This is a genomic window from Rhodoferax sp. AJA081-3 (genome assembly GCF_017798165.1).
In the GTDB taxonomy this organism is placed as follows: Bacteria; Pseudomonadota; Gammaproteobacteria; order Burkholderiales; family Burkholderiaceae_C; genus Allorhodoferax.
Window position 1 is genome coordinate 4,966,390 of the sequence record NZ_CP059068.1, and the last position, 23,321, is coordinate 4,989,710.

Annotated in this window: 28 protein-coding genes; 17 read left to right on the forward strand and 11 right to left on the reverse strand. The window is 60.9% G+C overall.

The window, feature by feature from the left end; translation table 11 throughout:
• The first annotated feature begins 13 nt into the window (after positions 1–13).
• The 8 genes from HZ993_RS23250 (at position 14) to HZ993_RS23285 (ending at position 5,377) form a co-directional block, all read left to right on the forward strand.
• Positions 14–319 carry an NIPSNAP family protein gene (locus HZ993_RS23250; protein WP_209395058.1) on the forward strand — a complete coding sequence of 102 codons (306 nt, stop codon included), beginning with the start codon at positions 14–16 and terminating at the stop codon, positions 317–319.
• A 41-nt stretch (positions 320–360) separates the two neighbouring features.
• Positions 361–1,347, forward strand: coding sequence for a tRNA-dihydrouridine synthase (locus HZ993_RS23255; RefSeq protein ID WP_209395059.1), 987 nt, complete (start codon positions 361–363; stop codon positions 1,345–1,347).
• 90 nt (positions 1,348–1,437) lie between these two features.
• Entirely contained in the window at positions 1,438–1,992 is a 555-nt protein-coding gene (locus HZ993_RS23260) for a dihydrofolate reductase family protein (RefSeq protein ID WP_209395060.1), read from the forward strand.
• Between the two features lie 34 nt (positions 1,993–2,026).
• The gene (locus tag HZ993_RS23265; protein WP_209395061.1) at positions 2,027–3,091 is read left to right on the forward strand and encodes a serine hydrolase; all 1,065 of its coding nucleotides are present in this window, start codon (positions 2,027–2,029) and stop codon (positions 3,089–3,091) included.
• Between the two features lie 93 nt (positions 3,092–3,184).
• Positions 3,185–3,919 carry a GNAT family N-acetyltransferase gene (locus HZ993_RS23270; protein ID WP_209395062.1) on the forward strand — a complete coding sequence of 245 codons (735 nt, stop codon included), beginning with the start codon at positions 3,185–3,187 and terminating at the stop codon, positions 3,917–3,919.
• 55 nt (positions 3,920–3,974) lie between these two features.
• Positions 3,975–4,445: an SAM-dependent methyltransferase gene (locus HZ993_RS23275; RefSeq protein ID WP_209395063.1), complete on the forward strand. Its 471-nt coding sequence runs from the start codon at positions 3,975–3,977 to the stop codon at positions 4,443–4,445.
• A gap of 41 nt (positions 4,446–4,486) precedes the next feature.
• Complete coding sequence (locus HZ993_RS23280) at positions 4,487–4,990, forward strand: DinB family protein (protein WP_209395064.1); 504 nt, start codon at positions 4,487–4,489, stop codon at positions 4,988–4,990.
• Between the two features lie 15 nt (positions 4,991–5,005).
• Positions 5,006–5,377, forward strand: a complete 372-nt coding sequence (locus tag HZ993_RS23285; protein ID WP_209395065.1) for a DOPA 4,5-dioxygenase family protein — start codon at positions 5,006–5,008, stop codon at positions 5,375–5,377.
• On the opposite strand, the gene nudK is transcribed toward HZ993_RS23285, so the two are convergent.
• Together nudK and HZ993_RS23295 are read right to left on the reverse strand one after the other, a co-directional pair.
• Positions 5,374–6,000, reverse strand: a complete 627-nt coding sequence (nudK, locus tag HZ993_RS23290; protein WP_209395066.1) for a GDP-mannose pyrophosphatase NudK — start codon at positions 5,998–6,000, stop codon at positions 5,374–5,376. The two genes, HZ993_RS23285 and nudK, sit on opposite strands and share 4 nt — an antisense overlap.
• An 86-nt stretch (positions 6,001–6,086) precedes the next feature.
• Entirely contained in the window at positions 6,087–6,953 is an 867-nt protein-coding gene (locus tag HZ993_RS23295; protein WP_209395067.1) for an NUDIX hydrolase, read from the reverse strand.
• Between the two features lie 94 nt (positions 6,954–7,047).
• On the opposite strand from HZ993_RS23295, the gene HZ993_RS23300 reads away from it, so the two are divergent.
• Complete coding sequence (locus HZ993_RS23300; RefSeq protein ID WP_209395068.1) at positions 7,048–7,956, forward strand: SDR family oxidoreductase; 909 nt, start codon at positions 7,048–7,050, stop codon at positions 7,954–7,956.
• A gap of 8 nt (positions 7,957–7,964) precedes the next feature.
• Here the strand turns inward: HZ993_RS23300 and HZ993_RS23305 are convergent, their stop codons facing one another.
• Positions 7,965–9,173 (reverse strand): GGDEF domain-containing protein, encoded by a 1,209-nt coding sequence (locus HZ993_RS23305; RefSeq protein ID WP_209395069.1) that lies wholly within the window; start codon positions 9,171–9,173, stop codon positions 7,965–7,967.
• Positions 9,174–9,272: 99 nt separating this feature from the next.
• On the opposite strand from HZ993_RS23305, the gene gshA reads away from it, so the two are divergent.
• Positions 9,273–10,802 carry a glutamate--cysteine ligase gene (gene gshA / locus HZ993_RS23310; RefSeq protein ID WP_209395070.1) on the forward strand — a complete coding sequence of 510 codons (1,530 nt, stop codon included), beginning with the start codon at positions 9,273–9,275 and terminating at the stop codon, positions 10,800–10,802.
• Positions 10,803–10,893: 91 nt separating this feature from the next.
• On the opposite strand, the gene HZ993_RS23315 is transcribed toward gshA, so the two are convergent.
• On the reverse strand, positions 10,894–11,469 hold the full coding sequence (locus HZ993_RS23315) for a hypothetical protein (RefSeq protein ID WP_209395071.1): 576 nt from the start codon (positions 11,467–11,469) through the stop codon (positions 10,894–10,896).
• A 199-nt stretch (positions 11,470–11,668) separates the two neighbouring features.
• Here HZ993_RS23315 and ylqF point away from each other — a divergent pair, with 199 nt between their 5' ends.
• The 3 genes from ylqF (at position 11,669) to HZ993_RS23330 (ending at position 14,075) form a co-directional block, all read left to right on the forward strand.
• Positions 11,669–12,646, forward strand: a complete 978-nt coding sequence (ylqF, locus tag HZ993_RS23320) for a ribosome biogenesis GTPase YlqF (protein ID WP_209395072.1) — start codon at positions 11,669–11,671, stop codon at positions 12,644–12,646.
• Positions 12,647–12,812: 166 nt separating this feature from the next.
• Positions 12,813–13,118 carry a hypothetical protein gene (locus HZ993_RS23325; protein ID WP_209395073.1) on the forward strand — a complete coding sequence of 102 codons (306 nt, stop codon included), beginning with the start codon at positions 12,813–12,815 and terminating at the stop codon, positions 13,116–13,118.
• Positions 13,119–13,154: 36 nt separating this feature from the next.
• Positions 13,155–14,075 (forward strand): DHH family phosphoesterase, encoded by a 921-nt coding sequence (locus tag HZ993_RS23330; RefSeq protein ID WP_209395074.1) that lies wholly within the window; start codon positions 13,155–13,157, stop codon positions 14,073–14,075.
• On the opposite strand, the gene HZ993_RS23335 is transcribed toward HZ993_RS23330, so the two are convergent.
• Positions 14,059–14,202, reverse strand: a complete 144-nt coding sequence (locus tag HZ993_RS23335) for a hypothetical protein (RefSeq protein WP_209395075.1) — start codon at positions 14,200–14,202, stop codon at positions 14,059–14,061. The genes HZ993_RS23330 and HZ993_RS23335 overlap by 17 nt on opposite strands.
• A gap of 110 nt (positions 14,203–14,312) precedes the next feature.
• Between HZ993_RS23335 and HZ993_RS23340 the strand changes: the two genes are divergently transcribed.
• From HZ993_RS23340 to HZ993_RS23350, 3 genes are all read left to right on the forward strand, one after another.
• The gene (locus HZ993_RS23340; RefSeq protein ID WP_245213745.1) at positions 14,313–15,341 is read left to right on the forward strand and encodes a catalase; all 1,029 of its coding nucleotides are present in this window, start codon (positions 14,313–14,315) and stop codon (positions 15,339–15,341) included.
• Between the two features lie 99 nt (positions 15,342–15,440).
• Positions 15,441–15,884: a universal stress protein gene (locus tag HZ993_RS23345; RefSeq protein ID WP_209395076.1), complete on the forward strand. Its 444-nt coding sequence runs from the start codon at positions 15,441–15,443 to the stop codon at positions 15,882–15,884.
• 78 nt (positions 15,885–15,962) lie between these two features.
• Positions 15,963–16,790, forward strand: coding sequence for a zinc-dependent peptidase (locus HZ993_RS23350; protein WP_209395077.1), 828 nt, complete (start codon positions 15,963–15,965; stop codon positions 16,788–16,790).
• A 12-nt stretch (positions 16,791–16,802) separates the two neighbouring features.
• Here the strand turns inward: HZ993_RS23350 and HZ993_RS23355 are convergent, their stop codons facing one another.
• The 6 genes from HZ993_RS23355 to HZ993_RS23380 form a co-directional block, all read right to left on the reverse strand.
• Complete coding sequence (locus HZ993_RS23355; protein ID WP_209395078.1) at positions 16,803–17,093, reverse strand: DUF1330 domain-containing protein; 291 nt, start codon at positions 17,091–17,093, stop codon at positions 16,803–16,805.
• 62 nt (positions 17,094–17,155) lie between these two features.
• Complete coding sequence (locus tag HZ993_RS23360) at positions 17,156–17,968, reverse strand: ABC transporter substrate-binding protein (RefSeq protein ID WP_209395079.1); 813 nt, start codon at positions 17,966–17,968, stop codon at positions 17,156–17,158.
• A gap of 27 nt (positions 17,969–17,995) precedes the next feature.
• Positions 17,996–18,973 (reverse strand): 2-dehydropantoate 2-reductase, encoded by a 978-nt coding sequence (locus HZ993_RS23365; protein ID WP_209395080.1) that lies wholly within the window; start codon positions 18,971–18,973, stop codon positions 17,996–17,998.
• A gap of 334 nt (positions 18,974–19,307) precedes the next feature.
• The gene (locus HZ993_RS23370; protein ID WP_209395081.1) at positions 19,308–19,847 is read right to left on the reverse strand and encodes a DUF924 family protein; all 540 of its coding nucleotides are present in this window, start codon (positions 19,845–19,847) and stop codon (positions 19,308–19,310) included.
• A 19-nt stretch (positions 19,848–19,866) separates the two neighbouring features.
• On the reverse strand, positions 19,867–21,735 hold the full coding sequence (locus HZ993_RS23375; protein WP_209395082.1) for a M3 family metallopeptidase: 1,869 nt from the start codon (positions 21,733–21,735) through the stop codon (positions 19,867–19,869).
• Positions 21,736–21,821: 86 nt separating this feature from the next.
• Positions 21,822–22,568, reverse strand: a complete 747-nt coding sequence (locus HZ993_RS23380; RefSeq protein ID WP_209395083.1) for a TerC family protein — start codon at positions 22,566–22,568, stop codon at positions 21,822–21,824.
• Between the two features lie 144 nt (positions 22,569–22,712).
• Here HZ993_RS23380 and HZ993_RS23385 point away from each other — a divergent pair, with 144 nt between their 5' ends.
• Complete coding sequence (locus HZ993_RS23385; RefSeq protein WP_209395084.1) at positions 22,713–23,279, forward strand: TetR/AcrR family transcriptional regulator; 567 nt, start codon at positions 22,713–22,715, stop codon at positions 23,277–23,279.
• Positions 23,280–23,321: the final 42 nt, after the last annotated feature.

Consider the following 23,321-nt stretch of genomic DNA (forward strand, 5'->3'; position numbering starts at 1 on the left):
GGAGCCCCGCTACATGATCACCTGCCATCTTCGTTATGTTCTCGACCCCAGCAAACTCACGGAGTTCGAGCACTACGGCAAGGTCTGGATTCCCCTTGTGAAGAAGTTTGGTGGCATACACCATGGTTATCTGCTTCCGTCAGAGGGGGCCAGCAATATTGCACTGGCATCCTTTTCGTTCCCGTCCCTTGCGGCGTATGAACAGTACAGGATCCAGTCCATGAGTGATACCGAATGCCAAGCGGCGTTCAAATATGCGGAGGATACGCGCTGCTTCCTCAGTTACGAGCGCACATTCTTTCGCCCGGTCTTTGAGTGATCCACACAGTTCCGATTGCCCCATCGGCCCCACTGCCGCCCATGCCTGCTCGCATCTACCTGGCCCCGATGGAGGGGCTTCTTGACTTTGTCTTGCGCGACATCCTGACCCGCGTGGGCGGGGTGGACCGCTGCGTGTCCGAGTTCATCCGTGTCACCCACACGCTGCTGACCGAGCGCACGTTTCTGCGCATCATGCCCGAGCTGGCTAACGGCGGCTGCACGCCATCGGGTGTGCCGGTGCGGGCACAGTTGCTGGGCTCGGACCCGGTCAGCATGGCCGAGAACGCAGCCCAGCTGGCCGAGTTTGGCCCGCATGGCATTGACCTGAACTTTGGCTGCCCGGCCAAGGTGGTCAACCGCCACGGCGGTGGCGCCATGCTGCTGCAATACCCCGAACAATTGCACAGCATCGTCAGCGCGGTGCGCCGTGCCGTGCCCGCGCAGATGCCAGTAACAGCCAAGATGCGCCTGGGCTTCAATGACGATTCACTGGCGGTGGAGTGCGCCCAGGCGCTGGAGGCTGGTGGTGCCGAAGAACTGGTGGTGCACGCCCGCACCAAGGCCGACGCCTACCGCCCGCCAGCGTATTGGGAACGCGTCAATGACATCCGCCTAGCGGTGAAGATACCGGTGGTGGCCAACGGCGAAATCTGGACCGTGGACGACGCCCGCCGCTGCCGCCAGGCCTCGGGCTGCGACAGCATCATGCTGGGCCGCGGCATGGTCACCGACCCGGGGTTGGCGCTAGCCATTCGCCGCAACGATGCGGTGGAGGAGGGCGCTGCCGACCCGCATGTGCCCTGGACCGACATACTGCCGCTGATGGGCGCTTTCTGGCAATTGGTGGTGGCCCGCCTTGAGCGCCGCCAGCAAGCCGGACGGCTGAAGCAATGGCTCAACTTCATGCGGCACCGGTATCCCGAGGCGCAGGAGGCCTATGACGCATTGCGCACGCTGCATGATCCGGAGTTGGTGACGCAGTGGCTGGTGTTGCATGGCGCATTGAAGGTGCTACCAAATCAATAGCTGCTGTATGGGGATTCACGAGGGTGCCAGTTGTGCCTTGGATGTGTTGTGCACCCGTTGGCATAATCAACTCTCGCACAGGCCCACCCCATGAAGACCCAGTACTACACCGCTACCAGCCTTGACGGATTCATTGCCACCGAAGACGACTCGCTGGACTGGTTGTTCCCGCTCGGTGACATCAATGACACCAGCTACCCGGCTTTCATCGCCGAGGTTGGCGCGCTGGCGATGGGGGCATCCACCTACGAATGGATGTTGCGCCACGCCCAGACGGTCACGGCAGAAACCGGTTCGGCTTGGCCCTATACCCAACCCACATGGGTCTTCACCAACAGAACACTGCCCGCAATCGCGGGAGCCACGCTGCACTTTGTGCGTGGCGATGTTCGGCCCGTTCACGCGGCCATGCGTGAGGCGGCCCAAGACAAGAACATCTGGGTGGTCGGTGGCGGTGACCTGGCGGGGCAGTTCTGTGATGCCGGGCTACTGGACGAGCTGATCATTCAGATGGGCTCCGTCACGCTGGGCAAGGGCAAGCCTTTGTTTCCGCGTAGGCTTACCAGCCCGCCGCTGGTGTTGGATTCGGTCAGGCAGGTTGGCTCTGGTTTTGCAGAACTGCGCTACCGGGTTCCGACGCGTTGACCAGGGCTAACCCATCGTCGTCACCCAGCACTGAATGTCCATCCGTCGCCGCAACGTCCTCCTGGCCGGGCTCCCGCTGCCCTTTCTTTCGGCATGTGCCACGGGCATCAACCAGTTCCGCGAGCGGTCGGACGCAGCGCTGGCCAAAGACCTGGGCGTCTGCGCCGCAAGTTACGCTGTGTTGCGCGCAGGCGTGCCCACTGCGCCCATTGCAGTCTCCGGGTGTGATGGTGAGGGTACCCGCACCGATGCCATCTTTCAGGCCGCATCGCTGACCAAGCCGGTCGTCGCTTTCGCTGCGCTACAACTAGTGCGTGACGGTCTGTTGGATCTCCAGGCGCCGGTGTCGCATTATTTGCCCCATGGCTACAGGCACTTTCACAAAGCCTTCGCCCGATCCACCAGCGATGCGCACGATGTGGTCACGAGCACCTCGCTGAGCCGGGTCTCGGTGGCCCAGCTGCTCAACCACAGCTCGGGCCTTCCAAACTGGGCCAGCGGCACGCTTTCCTTTGCGTTTGAACCGGGCCAACGCTGGGGCTACTCGGGTGAGGGCTTCATGCTTCTGCAAGCGGTGATGGAGGCGGTTACCCGTCAGGATCTGTCGCTCCATCTCAACCAGCATCTGTTTGCCAGGCTCGGTATGGCCGACAGCAGCCTGGTCTGGCGCGATGACTTTGCACAACGCGCCGTCCCAGGCAGAACGCTCTTTGGCACCCAGGCCAACAGCAGATTTAGGCAAGCCGTTGCCGCCGCCTCCCTCTACACCACCGCTGCGGACTATGCACGGTTCATGTCGGCGCTGTTGGCAGATGAGAAGCACCTGGCGTTGACGCTGGAAAACCCCATCGGCGTGGACGCTGCGCTCGGGCTGCAGTGGGGCAGGGGTTGGGGCATAGAGCAGGCAACAGGCGGCCCCTACATCTGGCAATGGGGCAACAACCCCGGATTCAGGGCCTTTGCGATGGCATCTGTGGTGTCCAAAGACGGGTTCGTCATTTTGACCAACAACGACCGGGGTATGGCACTTGCGGCATCCGTCGCGCACAAGGTGTCTGCTGTAGAGCACGCGGTGTTCCGGTTTCCCTGGGTGGGGTAACTGCCGCGGGAGCGTGCCTCCGATATCATGCTGCCTTTTTGTGTGAAGACCAGCCCTGCCATGGGCCGTCTCACCAAAACAAGTACTTCCACCATGTCCCCATTTTCACCCACGATTGAAGCCTTCTGGCGTGCCACTTTTCTGGACGGCGACGTGCTGTACCGCGATGCCCTGTTGACCGTGGTGGCCAACGCCAAGCTGGATGCGGACCGGCGTGCCATGGTTTGGCGCCCAACAGGCGGGGCGACCCATGCCGTGGTGACACCCGCCATCGCGGACCAGCTCGGCATTGGCCCCAGCCAACAGGCCCTGACCGAAACCACGCTGCGGCAAACCATGTTGGAATGCAATATGCAGTTGCATGGTGCGGACTATGTCTTCCACTTCACAGAGGCGGGCAAACATGCCCTGCTGCAAGAGCAGCCACCGGTACATGTGCGCCAGCTGCATCCTGTGGAGGATGCGGCTGCGTTTGCATTGTTTCAGTCCAGCGCGTCAGAGCAGGATCTGGACGACGCGTATGTAGAGCTGGACCATTGGGCTGTGTTTGGCGCATTCGCGCAAGACCGACTGGTATGTGCTGCCAGCATGTACCCCTGGGCCGGTCAAAAGATAGCCGATCTGGGTGTGTTGACCTTGCCTCCCCACCGTGGGCAAGGGCATGCTGCCCGCGTGGTGCGCGCGATCAGCCGGTACGCCTTTGGTCAGGGTCATGAGCCCCAATACCGTTGCCAAACGGACAATGCGGCTTCGGTCGCCTTGGCCGGGTCTGCTGGCCTGACCCTGTTCGGTACTTGGGAAGTGGTCGCCTCTGAAAGTGCCTCCTGAGATCTGTGCCCACAACGACGACCACAAAGCCATCATCTGGAACAAGACCTTTGCCATGACCTATCAAGTTGAACCCATTGCTTTTGTATCGTCAACCCGCAAGACCCCCGAGGACGATTTTTGGGGCGGCGAGGTGGCTGAAATCCGTCTTGCCGACGGCATGGACGCTTCGGCATTGGCGGGCCTGGAGACGTTTTCCCACGTGGAGGTGTTGTTCCTATTCCATGGCGTGGCGCAAGACAAGATAGTCAGTGGCGCGCGCCATCCCCGAAACAACGCGGATTGGCCCAAAGTTGGCATCTTTGCCCAGCGTGGCAAAAATCGCCCCAACCGCATAGGCAGCACTATCTGCAAGGTGGTGGGTGTTGAGGGCCCCATACTGCGGGTCCGCGAACTCGATGCCATCGACGGAACACCTGTGCTCGACATCAAACCAGTCCTGAAGGAGTTTTTACCCCGAGAGGCTACCCGCCAGCCAAGCTGGGCCACGGAATTGATGTCAAGCTACTGGTCTGAGCGGCGATAGAGCCACGGCGGATACATCCACTTTCATCGGAGCACATGCCTATGTCCCAAAAAATCCTGACCTCCCTCTTTGCCCAAAAGGCCTGGGCCAATCGCGAACTGTTTGATGTGGTGGCGTCGGTATCGCCCGCCGAACACGCGGCGCCCTTGCACACCGCGATCCGGGTGCTCAACCACATCTACGTGGTCGACCGCATCTTCCGCGCCCACCTGTTGGGCGAGCAGCATGGATACACAGCGACGAATACGCCCGAGACACCTGAGCTAGGTGAACTCCATTTCGCGGTCACAGAGACCGACATCTGGTTCGAGCACTACGTCTCCAGCATCGATGAACAAACGCTGGGAGAAAAGCTGGTGTTCCAGTTCACCGATGGAGACTCCGGGACCATGACCCGTGAGGAGATGTTGTTCCATGTGCTCACCCATGGGGCATACCACCGCGGTAACGTGGGCCAAATCCTGAAAGACATCTCGGTCACGCCACCACGTGATTTGTTGACCAAGTTTTTGCACGTGCATGAGCCCGCACGCCGGCAGGGCTAGTTTGACGGACGCAGCATGAACCTGACTGAAAATTCAACCCCACTGATCCGTGGCTACCACGCCCACGTGTACTTTGCACAGGACACCATCGCCCAGGCCCGTGCGCTGTGTGAAGCCGCGGCGCAACGTTTTGACGTGGCCATGGGCCGTGTGCACGAGAAGCCGGTGGGGCCGCACCCGGACTGGAGCTGCCAGCTGGCTTTCAAGCCCGCTGTATTTGCCGACATCGTTCCCTGGCTGGCCTTGCACCGCGCGGGGCTGGTGGTGTTTGTGCACCCCATCTGCGACAACGAAGTGCTGGACCACATGGAGCGCGCCATGTGGATGGGCGCCGTGCGCCCGCTGGACCTGAGCCTGCTGAGCACGGGCCCCGGCGATTTGATCTAGCCCAGATTCTTCAGGCCCACCAGGGCCGCGTGTTGCAGCAGCATGATGGTCTTGCCGTCCTGTATGGCGCCGGTCTTGACCAGCTCCATGGCCTCGGGCAAGGTGAATTCCAGCACTTCGATGTCTTCACCTTCGTGTTCATGGCCGCCACCTTGCGCCACGCGGTCGGCCGCCTCGTATTCAGCTGCAAAAAAGTGCAGCTTCTCGGTGACGGAGCCCGGGCTCATATAGGCCTCGAAGAGTTTGCGTGGGTTGCGGATCTGAAAACCGGTCTCTTCCATCGCTTCGCGGCGTATGCAGGTTTCGGGGTCGTCACCATCGAGCTGGCCAGCGCAGGCTTCGATCAGCATCCCGTCGGCATTGCCGTTCACAAAGGTGGGAAAACGAAACTGCCGTATCAGCACCACCGTGTTGCGTGCTGCATTGAACAGCAGCAGCACCGCACCGTTACCCCGGTCATAGGTCTCGCGGCTCTGGCGCTGCCAGTTGCCGTCGCTGCGCAGGTAGTCAAACGTGGTTTTCTTCAGCACGTACCAGCTGTCGGACAGCAGGGTGACGTCCTGCACTTTGACGCGGCTGCTGGGGGCTCCGGACGGGGTGGGTGGGGTTGTTGGGTTGGGCATGTGAATGCTACTATTTTGATAGCTAATGAGTGATATTTTACGGGGGCTAGGTGGCCATTTGGCTTAGATGTTTTGCCCCGGTGGCCTCACATGAACAGAGCTTCAAAGCCATCCACTGGCTCAAACCGTTTGTTGCGGTACAGCAGCCGGGTCACACCCGGCAGCGCCCGCTGCGCGACCGAGTGCCGCGGGTCGCCGGGGTAACACAACACCCGTGTGCCATCGGCGTCAAACGACTCCGGCAGCACCAGGGGCGGCGGCTGTTTGCGCGCGGCATCCATCACGCTGGCCACGCTAGGGTGGCGGGACAGGTGGGACAGACTCATGATCTGCGGTGGCGCCAGTTCGATCTGGCCGTCCCAATACTGTTGCAGCGCGGCGCGTGGTGCCAGCCATTGGCTCTCGGTTGCTTCATGGTCATCGTGTGTGGCCTCTTGCTCGGGTGGCACGGCGGCCACAAAGAAGCGGGTGTCAAAGCGCTTGTTGGTGACCGAGGGCATACGCGGCGTGATCCAGCGGCTCCAGGGCAGCACGTTGCGGGTCTGCAGCCGCACCTGCAGTTCGGCCAGCAAACTGTTGAAGGGTTTTGCTTTGTCGTGCAGCAGTGCGGCGCGTGCCGCTGCAATGTCGGGGGTGAAGAGCACGCGGGACTCTTCAAAGGCCTCGCGCAGTGCCGCCACGTACAGGCCGGTGGCGGTGCTGACGGCGGTGTGGGGCTCACCCAGGGCCGCGTGTAATTGGGCCGGTTCCTGGTCCAGATGCAGGGCCGCGTCCAGCAGACTGTCGTTGGTATCCAGCTTGCCGCCGGGGAAGACATAAGCCCCGCCCAGAACATCGGACAGGCCGTGGCGTTTCACCAGAAACACCTCCAGGCCATCGGGCGCATCGCGCAGCATGACCACAGTGGCGGCGTCGCGGGGTGGGGCGGTGGGGACTTCGGAGTTCAGTTCCATGGTGTTCTTCTTGGGGGGTGTCTCGGTCTTGACGCAGCGCGGTGGCCCGGTGAATTACAGTATTTTGTTTTTCAAAGAAAAAGGAAGCGTGTATATGACGATCGAATTCAAGGGCCGTGTTGCCATTGTGACGGGTGCGGGCGGTGGTCTGGGTCGCGAACATGCCTTGGCACTGGCCGCGCGGGGCGCCAAGGTGGTGGTGAATGACCTGGGCGGTGCGCGGGACGGCTCCGGCAGTTCGCTGGGCGCGGCCGAGGCCGTGGTGGCTGAGATCCGCGCCGCGGGTGGCGAGGCCATTGCCAACTGCGCATCGGTTACCGATTGGGATGCCGTGCAGGCCATGGTGCAGCAGGCTGTAGACACCTGGGGCCGGGTGGACATTCTGGTTAACAACGCCGGCATCCTGCGCGACAAAAGTTTTGCCAAGATGGACCTGGCCGATTTCAAACTGGTGATGGACGTGCACCTGATGGGCGCCGTGCACTGCTGTAAGGCGGTCTGGCCACACATGGTGGAGCAGAAATACGGGCGCATTCTGATGACCACGTCCAGCTCCGGCCTGTACGGCAATTTTGGCCAGTCCAACTACAGCGCGGCCAAGCTGGCCCTGGTGGGCCTGATGCAGACACTGTCCATTGAAGGTGCCAAGGCCGATATCCGTGTCAATGCGCTGGCGCCTACGGCCGCCACACGCATGACAGAAGACCTGATGCCAGAGGCCGTGTTGGCCGCGCTCAAGCCCGAGGCCGTGGTGCCCGCCATGCTGGTGCTGGTGTCGCAAGACGCGCCCACCCGCACCATCCTGTGCGCCGGTGCCGGCAGTGTAGAGGCCGCACATATCACCCTGACACAGGGCGACTGGATCGGTCTTGGCAGCGAAGCGCCCGAACGCCTGGCCGCGCAGCTGGACACGGTGCGGGACCGCAGTGGTGAGACAGTGCCGCCCAATGGCTCTGCCCAAGGCTCGCTGGAAGTGGCCCGCGCTATCGCCAAGCTGGGCTGAGGCCCCGCTCAGGGGCTCATCAAGGGTCCAGCCACGGTGGGCAGCATGTCCGGCTGTTCGCTGGCCGCCAGCGCCATGCGTTCGGCCTGGTCGATGATGGCTGCCGGGTCCGCCCTGTCGGTGTTGACCGCCACGGCGCCAATGCCAAATGCCGGGGCAAAGGCGTGGTAGTCGCCGTTGGGCCCCAGGATGTTCAGCGGCTTGCCCATCAGGTAGTGCAGGCGCTGCAGGGTTTTTTCCACCAGGCGGGTCTTGCTGTCAGTGGAAATCACCACCACAAAGCAGCGCGGGTGGTACAGCCCCACCACATTGCGGAAACCCACCGCGCGGCGCAAACGGGCCGTCATGGCCGCCAGGATTTGTTTGTCGGCGTTATGCCCGGCGGCCTCGGCCAGGCCATACAGGTTGCGCACGTGCAGACAGATCACCGTGCATTCATGGCGCCGGCGGGCGCTGCGCCAGAAGGCATCGTCCATCTTGGACAGCAGCACAGATCCTTTGGGCAAACCGGTGGCGGGGTCGTCACCCATGGCCAGCCCGGCCAGGCGTTCCAGGCGGCGGTTGAAGCGGTCCCGCCGCAAGCCCAGGTAGGTGCCCACCATAAAAAATCCCACCGCACAGATGGCGGTGAAAACCCATACGCCCATTCCCAGGTCTATGCCCAGGCCATGTGCGTACAGACCAATGGCTGTACACGCCAGCAGCCCATTCGCACCGAGTATGCCCAGGGCCAGGCGGTCGCCCAGGGCTATGGCACGCAGGGTTGCCACCACGGTCACCAGCACCGCCAGGCCATTGATGGTGGCGGTGACCAGCAGCAGGCGCTGGCCTTCCTCTGGTGGGCGTAGCAGGGTCAACAGGGCCATGGTGCAGCCCGCCGCAAACTGGGCCCACGCCCCCCAGCGCACGGTGTGGCGCACGATGCGGTCTTCGGCGGCCACCCCCAGCCACAGGCCCAGGTAACTCAGCGCCAGGGCACCACTGAAGAGGCCCAGGCTGTTTTGCAACATGTGCAGGGTTTGCAAGGGCATGCCAGGCAACAATACGGGCGCCAGCCCGGTCAACATGATGCATGCAGCACCGGTAGAGGCCACAAACACAAAGGCCCGCGCCGACGCGATGCTGCGCCGTATGATGGCGTCTGCCAGCGCAAAGGCCGCCAGCGTGGCCATGCCACCCAACATGGCAGACCACAGGATGAGTTCTGCTGGGATCATGCAGAATTATGTTGGAAACTTGTCCTTGGCAAGCAACGATTTTTACCCTGTGGTACCTTTGCGCCCCACAGAAAGTCAAGGGCCTTCAGGGTCAACCGCATGCAAACCATTCCACAGGCCCTGGGGGCACTCACCACAACACGTATCCACGGCATTCGCCGCGGGATCGAGAAAGAAAGCCTGCGCACCCTGCCCAATGGCGCACTGGCCACCACGCCGCATCCCAAGGCCCTGGGTTCGGCGCTGACGCACGCCAATATCACGACCGATTTCAGTGAGTCGCAGGTGGAGTTGATCACCGGCGTACATGCCGGCGTGCAAGAGTGTCTGGACGAGCTGGTCCAGGTGCAGCAGGCCACCATGCATGCGCTGGGTGATGACATGTTGTGGGTCTCCAGCATGCCCTGTCGTTTGCCAGAGGACAACGCCATACCGCTGGGGCAATACGGCACGTCCAACGTGGGCCGTGCCAAGACGGTGTACCGCATGGGCCTGGGTTACCGTTACGGGCGGCGCATGCAAACCATATCGGGCATCCACTACAACTGGTCGCTGCCTGATGTGAGCAGCGAGCAGTACTTTGGCCTGATCCGCAACTTCCGCCGCCATGCGTTTTTGCTGCTGTATTTGTTTGGTGCCTCTCCGGCGGTGTGCTCCACCTTTGTCGCCGGGCGCCAACACCAGTTGCAGGCGCTCAATGCCCACACCATGTATTTGCCCTACGCCACCTCGCTGCGCATGGGGCGCCTGGGTTACCAGAGTGACGCCCAGGCCTCCTTGGCGGTCAGTTACAACAGCCTGCAGGGTTACGGCAGCTCCCTGCATGGGGCGTTGACCCAAGCCTACCCGGCGTATGAGGCCATAGGCGTGCGCGGCCCAGACGGCACCTACCGCCAGCTGGCGACCAGCCTGCTGCAGATCGAGAACGAGTTCTACGGCACCATCCGCCCCAAACGTGTCATCTTCCCGGGCGAGCGCCCCCTGCATGCGCTGCGCGAACGCGGTGTGGAGTATGTGGAAGTGCGGCTGATGGATCTGGACCCGTTTGAGACCGTGGGCATCAATGCCCAGACCATGCGTTTCCTGGATGTGTTTCTGCTGCACTGCCTGCTCAGCGACAGCCCACCCGATTCGCCCGAAGAAATCGTGGCGCTGGCGCACAACCAGCACAACGTGGCCGAACGGGGCCGTGAGCCGGGCTTGCTGCTGGAGCGGGGGAATAGCACCATCACGTTGAAGGACTGGGGGCTGGAGCTGGTGGCGCAACTGGGCCCCATCGCCCAGACGCTGGACGCGGCCCACGGCAACACCGACTACAGCGCAGCGGTGCAGGCCGCCATCCACGGTTTGCAGCACCCCGAAACCCTGCCATCGGCACGTGTATTGAAGGCCATTACCGACCAGTTTGACGGCTCGTTTGGCGCCTTTGCCCGGGCGCAATCGCTTATCACCCGACAGGCCATGCTGGACATGCCCTGGTCTGCTGACTCGCAGGCCCACTTTGAGGCCCTGGCGCGCGAGTCCTGGGACGCGCAGCGAAAGATCGAGGCGGCCGACACCATGCCGTTTGACATCTACCTGCAGGAGTATTTGTCACCCAAACGCCTGGGCGTGGCCCAGGCGGTCTGAGCACCATGCAAAAAGGGGCTGAGCGCATGGCGCTCAGCCCCTTTTTTATTGGGCGCCCGCCACGTCACGGTGGCAGGTTGCATGTTCGCAATTAAGCGGCGACGGCAGCCTTCTTGGCGGTGCGAACAGCCTTCTTGGCAACTGTAGCGGCCTTCGCTGGAGCCGCTTTGACGGCCTTGACAACCTTAGCTGCCTTGGCGCGCACGGGCTTGCCAGCCAGCTTGGTAGCCAGTTCGCTGGAGCGGGCTTCAATCTTGGCAACTACCTTGGTCACGGCTTGTGCGGCTGGCACAGCGGCGGTAGCCAGGCTGCTCAGTGTGGTCACGCCGGTGGACTTTTCGAAACGGCCTGCGTTGGCAGACACTTGCACGACGCCCTTGCCAGCCAGTTCCACGGCCTTGTTGACGACCAGGTTGGCGTTGTCAGAAGTCACTTCCACGCCACGGACGTAGTAAGCGGTCAGCTTTTGCTCAGCCGACAAAGCGCTCTTGCGTGCCCTGGGGCTCAGGCGCGAACCGGCCTTTTCCAGGGCGGCAACAAATTGCTCGTCCATGAACACGGCAGCGCGCTCGTTGCCCACGCGGTAGGCGTTGATCACGTTCTTGGCAGTGTTGCCATAGGATTCGATCAGTTCGTTGGTGACGGTTGCGAGTTTTTGGTTGGCCATGAGAAATACTCCTGAAGAAAGAAATGAAAAGGGTGAAGAACTTTGTTTGCTGGGTTGGATTCTGTCGGGTCGTCCTAGTGCGGACACCTTAAATCCGGGTGTTTTCCTAGAGAGCGCTGTCTAGCCATTCGGCCTATTGCAAACTGCCCGACAATCAAGCCCTTCCCAAAACGGCATCCAATACAGAGGTTTCAGGCACATGGCGATTCAGTGGTTCCCAGGTCATATGCACCTGACGCGCAAGGCGATCGAAGAGCGCATCAAGGAGATTGATGTGGTCATTGAGCTGCTGGACGCGCGCCTGCCCGGCTCCAGCGCCAACCCCATGCTGGCCCAGCTCACCGCGGGCAAGCCGGCACTCAAGGTGCTGAACAAGCAGGATCTGGCCGACCCGGTGCGCACCCAAGAGTGGCTGGCCCACTTCAACGCCTTGCCCGGCACGCGTGCCCTGGGGCTGGACGCCAGCATGACGTCACCGGCCAAGGTGCTGGTACACGCCTGTTTCGAGTTGGCTCCCAACCGCGGCACCATGGTCAAACCCATGCGGGTGCTGATCTGCGGCATACCCAATGTGGGCAAGTCCACGCTGATCAACACACTCAAGGGCAAGCGTGCGGCAGTGACCGGCGACGAGGCGGGCGTCACAAAGATCGAGCAGCGCATCGTGCTGCAAGACGGTTTCTACCTGTTCGACACTCCCGGCGTGTTATGGCCGCGCATCATCGTCGCCAAGAGTGGCTACAACCTCGCTGCCAGTGGTGCCATTGGCCGCAATGCCTTTGACGAGGAAGAAGTGGCGCTGGAGCTGCTGGACTACCTGCGCCAACACTACGCCCCGCTGGTGGAGGCGCGTTACAAGATCAGCGGTGTGGCCGACCAGACCGACGAACAGATCCTCGAAGCCGTGGGCCGCAAGCGCGGTGCGCTCTTACCGGGCGGCCGTATCAACCTGCAAAAGGCGGCGGACCTGGTCATCCATGACTTCCGCGCGGCGGTGATGGGCCGCATCACGCTGGAGACGCCCGCAGAATTCTCGCAGTGGCTGGCCCATGGGCAAAAGCTGGACGCCGAACGCCAGGTCAAGAAAGATGCCATCGAACTGGACCGGGCGGTGCGCTTCAAGAAAGTACCCCGCCCACCCCGTGGCAAGCCGTCTGACGAGGAGTCTTCGGATTAAATTGGCCTCTAGCCCCCGTGAAATATGGTTTTATTGCTATATAAAACATAGCAAATTTGCACCACCTGCCGATATCCGAATGGACCATTGATTTTTCGGTTGAAGCGCGCAAAATCAGACCGTTTTGCACTGCGATGTTGCGCAGCCCATGCATGGAGGGTTTTGTATGTTCAGCTTCTTCAAGCGTTCGGACAAAGAATCCGAACACGGGACCCACCGGCCAAACCCACAGGCCAAGCGCCCATCCAAAAACACGGCACTGGACATCCGAGACCCCCTTCCGCTGCCGCAGGTGACCGAAGGCAACGAAGACTCCGATTGGGCCATGTGGGAAGACTCGGTGATGGAGCAGGACAGCCAGATGCAATCCCAGTTCCGCGACACCGTGCCCAGCGAATTTCCCATTGAACAACATGCCGAGCCCACTACCGACACTGACCCTTTTGCCAAGGTCGGCAAACACGCAGCCTGATCAACCGCGCGCGCCTTGGGCGACAATCCACCGCCCATGAAAACCCTGCTGCCCCTACAACTGCTGTTTGCCCCAAGTCAAAACGATCCCAATCCTCTGGTCATCTACCACGGCCACAACTGCCCCGACGGTTTTGCATCCGCATTGGCGGCCTGGCTGTTTTACGAGGGTAGGGCCGAGTTTGTGGGCCTGGACCACGGCAATGTGACGTCGGTGGCCGACCTACCGGTGCTCGATGGCCGTGCGGTCTACATCCTGGATTTTTCGTTCTCGGCCGACATCCTGCGCGGCATTGAAGAACGTGCCGCCAAACTGGTGCTGCTGGACCACCACAAAAGCGCTGCCGAGCAATTGACCGGTTTTGCCTGCCGCTGTGGGGTGGTGCACTTTGACATGAACAAGTCTGGCTCACGCCTGGCCTGGGAGTTTTTTCAGCCCAAGCGGCCGTTACCGGACCTGGTGCGTTTTATTGAAGACCGCGACATCTGGACCTGGCAGTACCCCGAGAGTGCTGGTTTTCTGGCCGCACTGGACATGGAGCCGTTTGACTTTGCGCACTGGGCCGCGATGGCAGCCTTTGACACGCAGCAGGTGGCCGACTTCATGGCGCGTGGCCAGGCCATGGACGAAAAATTCAACAAGCTGGCAGCCGACATTGCGGAGTCGGCCCAGCCGATTTCCTTCAATGGACAGAGCGGCCTGATGGTCAACGCACCCGGCGCCTTCCACAGCGTGGTGGGCGACATGTTGTCCCGCAAAAGCGGCAGCTTTGCGCTGATGTGGTGTGTGTCGAAAGAGGGGGTTGTGAAGGCCGGGCTGCGCTCACAGCGCAACTATGACTGCATCGCTTTGGCCCGCAGCATGGGTGGCGGTGGCCATGCCCAGGCCTGCGGGTTCAAGATGGGCAAGGATCGCTTGCCCGAGCTCTTGAGTGGCGTGTTTACTTCGCAGTCTTGATCTTGCCGCGGGGAATCACTGCGGTGACCGGTGCCATGGGGCGGTCGGACGTTGAGTTCTTGGGCTCAGACGTGTCCTTCTTGGGCTTCTTTGCCATTTTTTCCTTGCGCTGATCACCTTTAGCCATATGTCCTCCGAAGTCAACCCCGACATGGGGTTCGATGGCGAGATATTACGGCAGAAATGGGCCAATATGGGGGCCGCCACCGCTTGTTGCACGTGGCGCTTGGGTCTACCATGCAGTTACCGACAACTATTGCGATGCACGCCATGGCCAAAGACCTGACACCCAGCACCCAATGGCAAGAAAACGTGGCACCGGATGAGGCCCAGCGTTATGCCAGTTACGGTGAGCAGTTTGCCGCGATACAGGCCCGCAAATCCAAAAAATACGGCAATGGCCGGGCCTTGCACCGCAAACAACTGACGGCGGCCAAGGGCACGCTGGAAGTGCTGGCCGATCTGCCCACATTTGCACGCCATGGTCTGTTTGCCAAGCCCGGTACGTTTGAGACCTGGGTTCGTTTGTCCAACGGCGGTCTGGACAAGGCCTCGGACCGCACGCCCGACATCCGCGGTTTTGCACTGCGGGTCTTGGGCGTCAAAGGTGATTCAGCACTGGGCAATGGGCCTGCGGTCAGCCAGGACTTTGCGCTGATCAACCAGGAGGTATTTGGCTTCTCCAGCGCCGATGACTTTGTTCAGTTTGTGGTGGCGGCATCGCAAGGTGGCGGCAAGTTGCTCAAACATTTGTTTGCACGGTATGGCGTGTTGGGTGCACCGGTGCGGCTGGTCAGCATGGTCAAGACGGTGGGCAAATCATTTGGTGGATTTGCGACCGAGACCGTGTTCAGCGCAGCGCCCATCGCCTGCGGCCCCTATGCCGTGCGCGTGCGTTTGGTGCCGTCCAACGGCAACGGCCCCGCCAGCCCCAACGCCAAACAGGATTGGGGCGCCGACTTCAGCGCCAAACTGCGCGAGAAGACGCTGCAGTGGGACTTGCAGTTGCAACCCTTTGTGGATGCCGAGCGCACGCCGATTGAAGACGCATCGGTCAATTGGCCCAGCCCTTACACGACGGTGGCGCGTTTGACGCTGCCCAAGCAAGACACGAACTCGGCGCAGGGCCAGGCACTGGCCCAGAAGGTTGAGGCGGCCATTTTCGACCCCTGGCAGGCCCTGGCTGCGCACCGGCCCCTGGGTGATGTGATGCGTGCGCGCAAGGTGGTGTATTTTGTGAGCCAACAGGCGCGGGGTGCGGCTTGAGTGCAAATTTGTGTAGTCCCTTTGACTTGCCTCAAGCGGCTTGGGTCAAGCTAGGGGCAAGATGAAAGGGTATTCACAACGACCTCAGGAGGCATTCTTATGTTCAAGCACATTGTTATCGCAACCGACGGCTCTCCCGCCTCGGAACATGCAGCCCAACTGGCAGTTGGTCTGGCACGTACACACGGCGCCAAGTTGACGGCGGTGTACGTGGTGGACCCCTATCCTTATCTCGGTGTGGGCGAAGTCAACCCCCAGGGCTTTCAGGCGTACATGGCGGCTGCGCAGGCCCAGGCTGCACAGGCCCATGCCCAGGTCGAAACCTTGTGCAAGCAGGGTGGCGAACCCGCTGTTGCACTGGAGGTACGGCTGGTGGAAGAGATGGGCGCGGCAAGCGGCATCGTGCAAACCGCAGCTTCTTTAGGTGCCGACCTGATTGTGCTGGGCTCCCATGGCCGCAGCGGCATTGCGCGGCTCATGCTGGGCAGTGTGTCGACCAAGGTGGTGGCCGAATCCAAGGTGCCGGTGCTGGTGACACGATAGCCTGGCTATGGCTACTTGAAATGGCGGGTTTAGCGCCCAGCTACGGTACTTGATAACGTCTTGACTGGAGCATGCGCCGTGGCTTTTATTCTCTTGTGTGGCCTGGCCGTGCTCCTGATTGCGGCTTTGCTGGGCCAGCCGGCCTGGCAGCGCTACCGGCGCAGCCGCGTGCGTGCAGGCGCCTTCCCCGCCACCTGGCGCAAGATTCTGCAGCGCCGCGTACCACTGGTGCGCAAATTGCCAGCCCACCTGCAGTTGCAGCTCAAAAAACACATGCAGGTTTTTATCGCCGAGAAATCATTTCTGGGTTGTGCAGGCCTGCGCATCACCGAAGAGATGCGGGTGGTGATTGCCGCCCAGGCGTGTTTGCTGATACTGAACCGCGCCACCGATTACTACGCCAATGTGCGCCAAATACTGGTCTACCCCGGTGCGTTTTTTGTCAACCGCACATCGCTGGATTACGCAGGTGTGCAGCAGGAAAACCGGCAGGCGCTGTCCGGTGAGTCCTGGTCGCAGGGGCAGATCATCCTGTCGTGGCAAGACACGGTAGAAGGCGCGGCGGTGCCCGATGATGGTCGCAATGTGGTGATCCACGAATTTGCCCACCAGTTGGACCAGGAAAACGGCGCGGCGCGCGGTGCACCACCTCCCACCCTGGGAGACACGTACTACGACGCACGGCGCTGGTCGCAGGTGTTCCACGCAGCGTTTGACCAACTGCAGGCGGAGGTACACCATGGTGTGCAGGGCCTGCTCAACCACTATGGCGCACAGGACCCTGCAGAGTTTTTTGCAGTGGTGTCCGAGGTGTTTTTCGAGCAACCCCGTGCGTTGGCTACCGAATACCCCGCGTTGTACCAGGAGCTCAGCGGGTATTACAAAGTGGACCCCGCTGACTGGTGAACACCAAGCCTCCTAAATGCCTTCGAGCATAACCATGGTGCGGCGCGCCGATGCGCGGCTGATGGGCAGAATGGCCTGGTACTCGGGCGAGTCGTAAAAGCGGTTGGCCGCATCTGCATCCGGAAAGCGGATCAACACCATACGCGTGGGTGACCACAGGTCGGTTTCCTTCAGGCTCAGTGCGCCGCCACGTGCCAGGTATTCACCGCCAAAGTGTTCGACCAAAGGTTTGGCTTTAAGTTTGTATTCTTCGTACAGCTCAGGCTTATCGAGCAGGGTGTCAACAATGAGGTAAGTTGCCATGGGTGTCTCCGTTTGCTAGGTTAAAAATTGCGGTGCAATGCCGGTGGGGACGGCGTGTTGTGTTACTCAAGCGGGAATGCGTCGCGCGGCACATGGTAGGCATCAAAGTAGTGGCGTTTGAACATTGCCCGCACCGTGCCGTCTTTGACCATGGAGGCCATGGCCGCCTCAAACCGCTGCACATGCGCCACATGGGCGGACTTCTTGGAGAGGCCTACCGCACGCGGTGTGCGGTCCGCCTCGCGGTACTCGGCCTTTACCAGTTCATTTTGCAATTGCATACTGTACACAATGGCTTCGCCCTGGTCCTCCGCCATGACCACAGTGTCGACCCGTCCACGCACCAGTTTTTTGAAACTGGCTTCGGCGTCCTTCGCCCCGTCTTTGCTTAACTGCGTGTCGTTGTCAAAACGGTCGAAGTATTGGGTGCCATTCTTGACCCCAATGCGTAGTGTCTTCAAATCGTTGTAACTGCGTACCAAACTGGCCTTGCCCTTGGGTACATAAAACACCTTGTCGGAGCTGAGCTTGCGGTAGGGGGTGCGCAGGAAATGGATGTAGGCCTCCCGCTCGGGCGAGGCTTGTATGCCGATGATGATATCGGCCTGTCCATCTTGGATCATCTTCAAACAGCGTTTAATGGGGCAGTGGACGATCTCCAGTTCGTTGTCCGTGCGTTTGGCCAGTTCCCGCACAATTTCGGTGTAGGCACCACCAAAGTGTTTGTGGGTGTCGACGGTCTTCCACGGAGGCAGCTCACTGAAGGCGAAGACCAGACGCCCGGCTGCTGCGGGTGTGGAGATGCTGAACGCGATCAACATCAACGCCAGTCCCACGCGCTTCGCAGTCAACCAATTGCGCCGGGGTCCTGGCATGTGCCTCCTAATCGACCCTATGGTGGTTCAGTACAGGCCGCGCACGCGGGCCTGCAAGCGGCTCAGACCCAACAGGGCGTCGGTAAAGGGTGTGGGGACACCGGTCAAGGTGCCCAGTTCTTTGACCACGGTGACAAGCGCATCCAGCTCCACGGCCTTGCCCGCTTCTACGTCTTGCAACATCGAAGTCTTGAAGGCGCCGAGTTTGAGCGTGACCTGGTGCCGGTCCGACGGTTGCTGGTCGATGGGTAGCCCCAAGCGTGCACCAATTTCCTTGGCCTCCAGCATCACGGTAGAGACAAAGTTGCGCACCAGCTCGTCACCCAAGATCAGATCGGTGGTGGCGCCGGTCAGCGCACTGATGGGGTTGACCGTCATATTGCCCCACAGTTTGTACCAGACATCTTTTTGCACCTGGGGCGACACGCTGGCGGCAAAACCCGCTTGCGTCAACAAGGCTGCCAGGGCTTGTGCACGTGTACTGACCTTGCCCGAGGGTTCGCCCAGAATCAGGCCATTGCCAAAATGGTGGTGGATGACACCTGGTGCGTCGACCGAGCAACTGGCGTGCACCACACAACCGATGACGTTGGCCGCAGGAATGGCGGTCGCAATTTCACCACCGGCATCCACTGCTTGCAGCTGGGTGCCAGCCAAGGCACCGCCAAAACCCTGGAAGAACCACCAGGGCACGCCATTCATCGCCGTCAGCACCACGGTATTGGGCCCTATCAGGGGGCCAATCTGGCGGGCCACGTCCTGCAGGGCAGGGGCCTTGACGGCCACCACCACCAGATCCTGCACGCCCAAGGCCGCGGCATCGCTGCTGGCATGGACGGTGTGTTGCTCAGTACCCAGGCGCAACCCCTGGGTCTGTAGTGCTGCCAACGTGGTGCCGCGTGCAAACACACTTACCTGGCAGCCCGCGCGGGCGAGGCCTGCTCCCAGCCAGCCGCCAATGGCGCCACAACCGACGATACACACGGTTTTGAACGATGCGGTCATTTAGCAGGCACCCCAGGCAAACCCAGTGCTGGCGTGGCCTGGACGGGTTGTAAACATAGTTATCCACAAAGACACCCACAGAAAACGGGGGTAACCGGGCGTTGGGGAGTGTGGTGGGGCCATCCTGGCAGCCCCCATAATTTTTGCTATCACGCGTATCCTTTTCATTGGTAAATATGCCCCATTTGCTTTCGGGTTAACCCTGAAATGGAATGCTGTTTTGGTGGGGCGCTCACGAAAACAGGCATTTATGGCTGGCAAAGGGGGCGCAATGTTATCCACAGCGCGACGGTCTGTCAGTTGAACGTAAGGATTCAATTGTTTTCAGCGGCGATTAAAAAGACGAGCCCGGTCCACGCAGAAACTCCAGCTCTTGCGGCGTAGACACACGGCCCAGCAAGGCATTGCGGTGCGGGTAGCGGCCAAACTGGTCAATGATGGCTTTGTGCCGCCGTTCATAGTCCAGCGTGCCTTCCATGCCCGGCTGGGCAAACAGGGCCATGGCCTGGGCGTGGATCAGGGGTGATTCACTGTGCATGTACGGCATATAGGCAAAGACGCGGCGGGCGGGCTCCAGCACATAGTCCTGGCCGCTGGCCACCAGCTCTTGCGCCAGGGTGAGTGCCTGCGCATCCTGTGCAAAAGCGCCCGCCGTATCGCGGTAGACATTGCGCGAGAACTGATCCAGCACCACGATCTCCGCCAGGCGGCCCTGGGGTGTGGTGCGCCAGGTGAACAGCTCCCCCCGCGACGCAGCCTGCAAGACCATCCCAAAACGCTCCCGCATCTGGGTGTCCAGCGCCGCGTCTTTGGAGAAGCGTTGCTGGGCGCTGAGCTCCACAAACCAGAACTGGAGAATATCTTGTGCTTGCATCGTTCTGGCCCGCCTGTCTTTACTGCACGGTGGTCGGGTAGTGTTGCCCGACCCAGCGCTCAAACTGCTGGCACATGGCCTGGTCGGATTCGCTGTTGTCGGCAATCAGCTCGGCACCGTGCACGATGCGGATGGTGGCATCCAGATCGGGCGCTGGCGCTGGTGGGTAACTGCGTGCCGTGGCGGCCGCCATCTTGGCCTGCGCCTCGGCCCAGGCCTCGTCCACGGTCTGGTTGCAGCTGTCGGCCAGGTACTTGGCGTTGAAGGGCTCGCCCGTCAGGCTGACCAAGGTGTCGTTGTGGCTGATGCTGTTGCCCCGTGCCCAGTAGTGTTGGGACAGCGCAGGGCCAATAGCTGGGTTGTCGGTCAGGTAACCGTAGGTGCGTTCGAAGAAGGCACGTGTCTGGTACACCGCCATATTGGCCAGCAAATAGCCGTGGTACGAGGCGGCCGACTCCTGGTTCAGCAAATGCGGAATCGCCAGCAGGGGGCGCGGGCCTACGGCCACACCCAGGATGCGCAGCTCGGTGGCGCGCGCCAAGGCCAGAACCGCGTCGGGCGTCAGTGCCTCGTCATCCATCTGGTACATCGCACGCTCAAAGTAAGGCACGACCAGAATGCTGCGCTCGCCAAAGGCTGCAAAGGGCTGGGTGGTCTTGATGCGGGCGTGGATCAGTGCATCGGGAATGGGTTCGCCCTTGGCGTTGTGGGCGTACCGTTTAAGCCAGTCGGCATCGTCCAGCAGGCTGTCGCAGAACATCGACTGGGTTTCTGCATAGGCCATGGACGTGGGGGCAAACTCCTGCGAGAAGCAGGGTGAGTTTTGTGTCACATTGGCAAAGTGCGCGGCATGGCCACCTTCGTGGAACAGCGTGTTGATGGCGCGTGCGCCGCTGCCGATCTGGTCCGGCTTGGCATCGGCCGTAAAGTTGATCTGGCCTGCCACCCACTGCTGGTTGGCGTCGTAAAAGCTGGGAATCGGTCCGTGGCAGAAACCGTTCTGGTATTTGCCCTTGCGCTCCAGCAGGTCCAGCTGCATGGTGGCCCCGCGGTAGGCAATGCCCAGCTTGCGAAAGCTTTGCAACCAGCGCTCCAGGCCTTTGGCGAAGGATAGGTAGGGGTCAAACTGGCGGGTCACATCGCCGCTGACAAAGAAACGCAGGTTCCAGGGCTCGGTAGCCTTGGCGCCGTGGGTTTGCACCAGGTCGTTCAGCGCACGGGTGTTGGCCGCGCGGGTGCGTTCTTCGAAGTCGTCCAGGATGGTGAACAAATGGTCGGCCGACATCTGCTCGTTTTTGGCGACCTTGTAGTCAAAATAATTGGGGAACCCCTGTGCCTGGGCAAAGGCATTGCGCTTTTTGACAATGTCCAAGAGGCCATTGGCCAGCACCCATTGCTCCAGCTGCATCAAGGCGTCGTGTGAAGTCTTGCGCGCCGCTTCGTTGGGGTTGCTGCCCATATTGGTGGACAACATGCTCAGCGTGGCGTCTTCCACGGTGCCGGCCTCGTTGGTGTGGCGCAGCACCAGTGCGCGGCGCTTGGCAAACAGGTCGGATTCCAGCTGGATCAGCTCGGCCATCATGGTGCGCGCGGCGTCGCTGTCGATGATGTTGCTCTCGAACAGCGCGAGCCAGCCCTTGAGACCGTGGCGCAGCGCGGCCGTGGCCTCGTCGGCATCGGTATCACCCAGGCTGGCCAGTGCCTTGCGCACGGTGGCCAGGCGGGCTGGGTCTGAGATGAAATTCTTGTAGGCCTCTTCGGCGCGGGCAAAACCAGCGTCGTCGCTGGAGACAGCCATGTAGGTGTCCCAGAACAGGTCTTCTTTGGTCTTGTGGACGGCGAGGTAGTCGGTGTTGAGGGTATCAAACACCGTGCGTGCGTTTTGCATTGTTATCGGTCTCCTTATGGGGGAGACCGATTCTAAAACCTCGCCGATGCCCGTCGGCGAAACCGGGGTGTTGTGACCCCGGTTGATCAGGCGGCGTTGCGCAGCGCAGCACGTTTGGTGCGGGCGCGGATATTGAGGGCTTCCACACCCAACGAGAACAGCATGGCCACATACACGTAGGCCTTGGGCACATGCACGTCAAACGCTTCGGCGATCAGCAGCGTACCCACCATGGTCAGGAAGGCCAGGGCCAACACCTTGATGGACGGGTGTTTGTCCACAAACTCGCCAATGGGCTTTGCGGCAAACATCATTACCGCAACCGACGCGATGACAGCGGCCACCATGACGCTGATCTGGTCCACCATGCCCACTGCAGTGATCACCGAGTCCAGCGAGAACACGATATCCACAATGCCAATCTGCACAATGGTTCCCCAAAACAGGGCGGCACCGGTCTTGGTGGTGGTTTCACCGGCTTTGACTTCATCGGACTCGTGGGCCTCTACCTCCATAAAAATCTCGTGCGAGGCTTTGTACAGCAGGAACAAGCCACCGCCCAGCAGAATCAGGTCACGGCCACTGATCTCTTGCGCCATCACCGTGAACAGCGGGCTGGTCAGCGTCATCACCCAGGACAGGCTGAACAACAACGCTATACGCGACACCATTGCAAAGCCCAGGCCCAGGCGGCGTGCCACATCGCGGCGTTCGGGTGGCAGGCGGCCTACCAAAATGCTGATGAAAATGATGTTGTCAATGCCCAGCACAATTTCCAGTGCCGCCAACATGAAGAAGGCAATCCAGATGTTCGGATCAGTCAGAAGTTCCATAGCAAACCCACGCGTATAAAGGGCGGGAGTCTAGCGCCACCAGGCGGTAAAGAGTATGAAACTGCGATCGGTGTCCTCAGCAGTTTTGAGGAATTACGCAATGTTTGTTGACTACCATCCAATTGGTAGGCTATAGTTGCATCCATGGACACTAAAGAACTGATCCTCTCCAGCGCCCAGCGCCTGGTACAGCAGCGCGGCTTCAACGGCTTTAGTTATGCCGATGTGGCGGACGAGGTGGGCATCCGCAAGGCCAGCCTGCACCACCACTTTGCCAGCAAGGTGGACCTGGGTGTGGCCCTGGTCGAAGCCTATGCGGCGCAGTTTGACCAGGCCTTGGCTGACATAGAGCGGCGTGACACCACGGCGCTGGCCAAGTTGAAAGACTATGTGGCGATCTACCGCGCCACACTGCAAAGTGACCGCCTGTGTATGTGCGGCATGCTGGCCACCGAGGCGCTGACGCTGGACGACGCCATGTTGCCCCGGTTGCAGCGGTTTTTTGCCCGCAACACCGAGTGGCTGGCCCAGTTGTTGGCCGAGGGGCGCTCACAGGGTGTGTTGGTGTTTGACGGCGCAGCGGCAGACCATGCGCGTGCGGCCCTGTCCATGTTGCAAGGCGCGTCCCTGGTGTGCCGCTCCAGCAACGACATGGATGCGTTTGACCGCACAACGGCAATTTTGATCAATGGTTTTATGAGGAAGGGCTGACCTTTTTTTTTGGCCCAAAAGACTACCTACTGGTAGGTATAG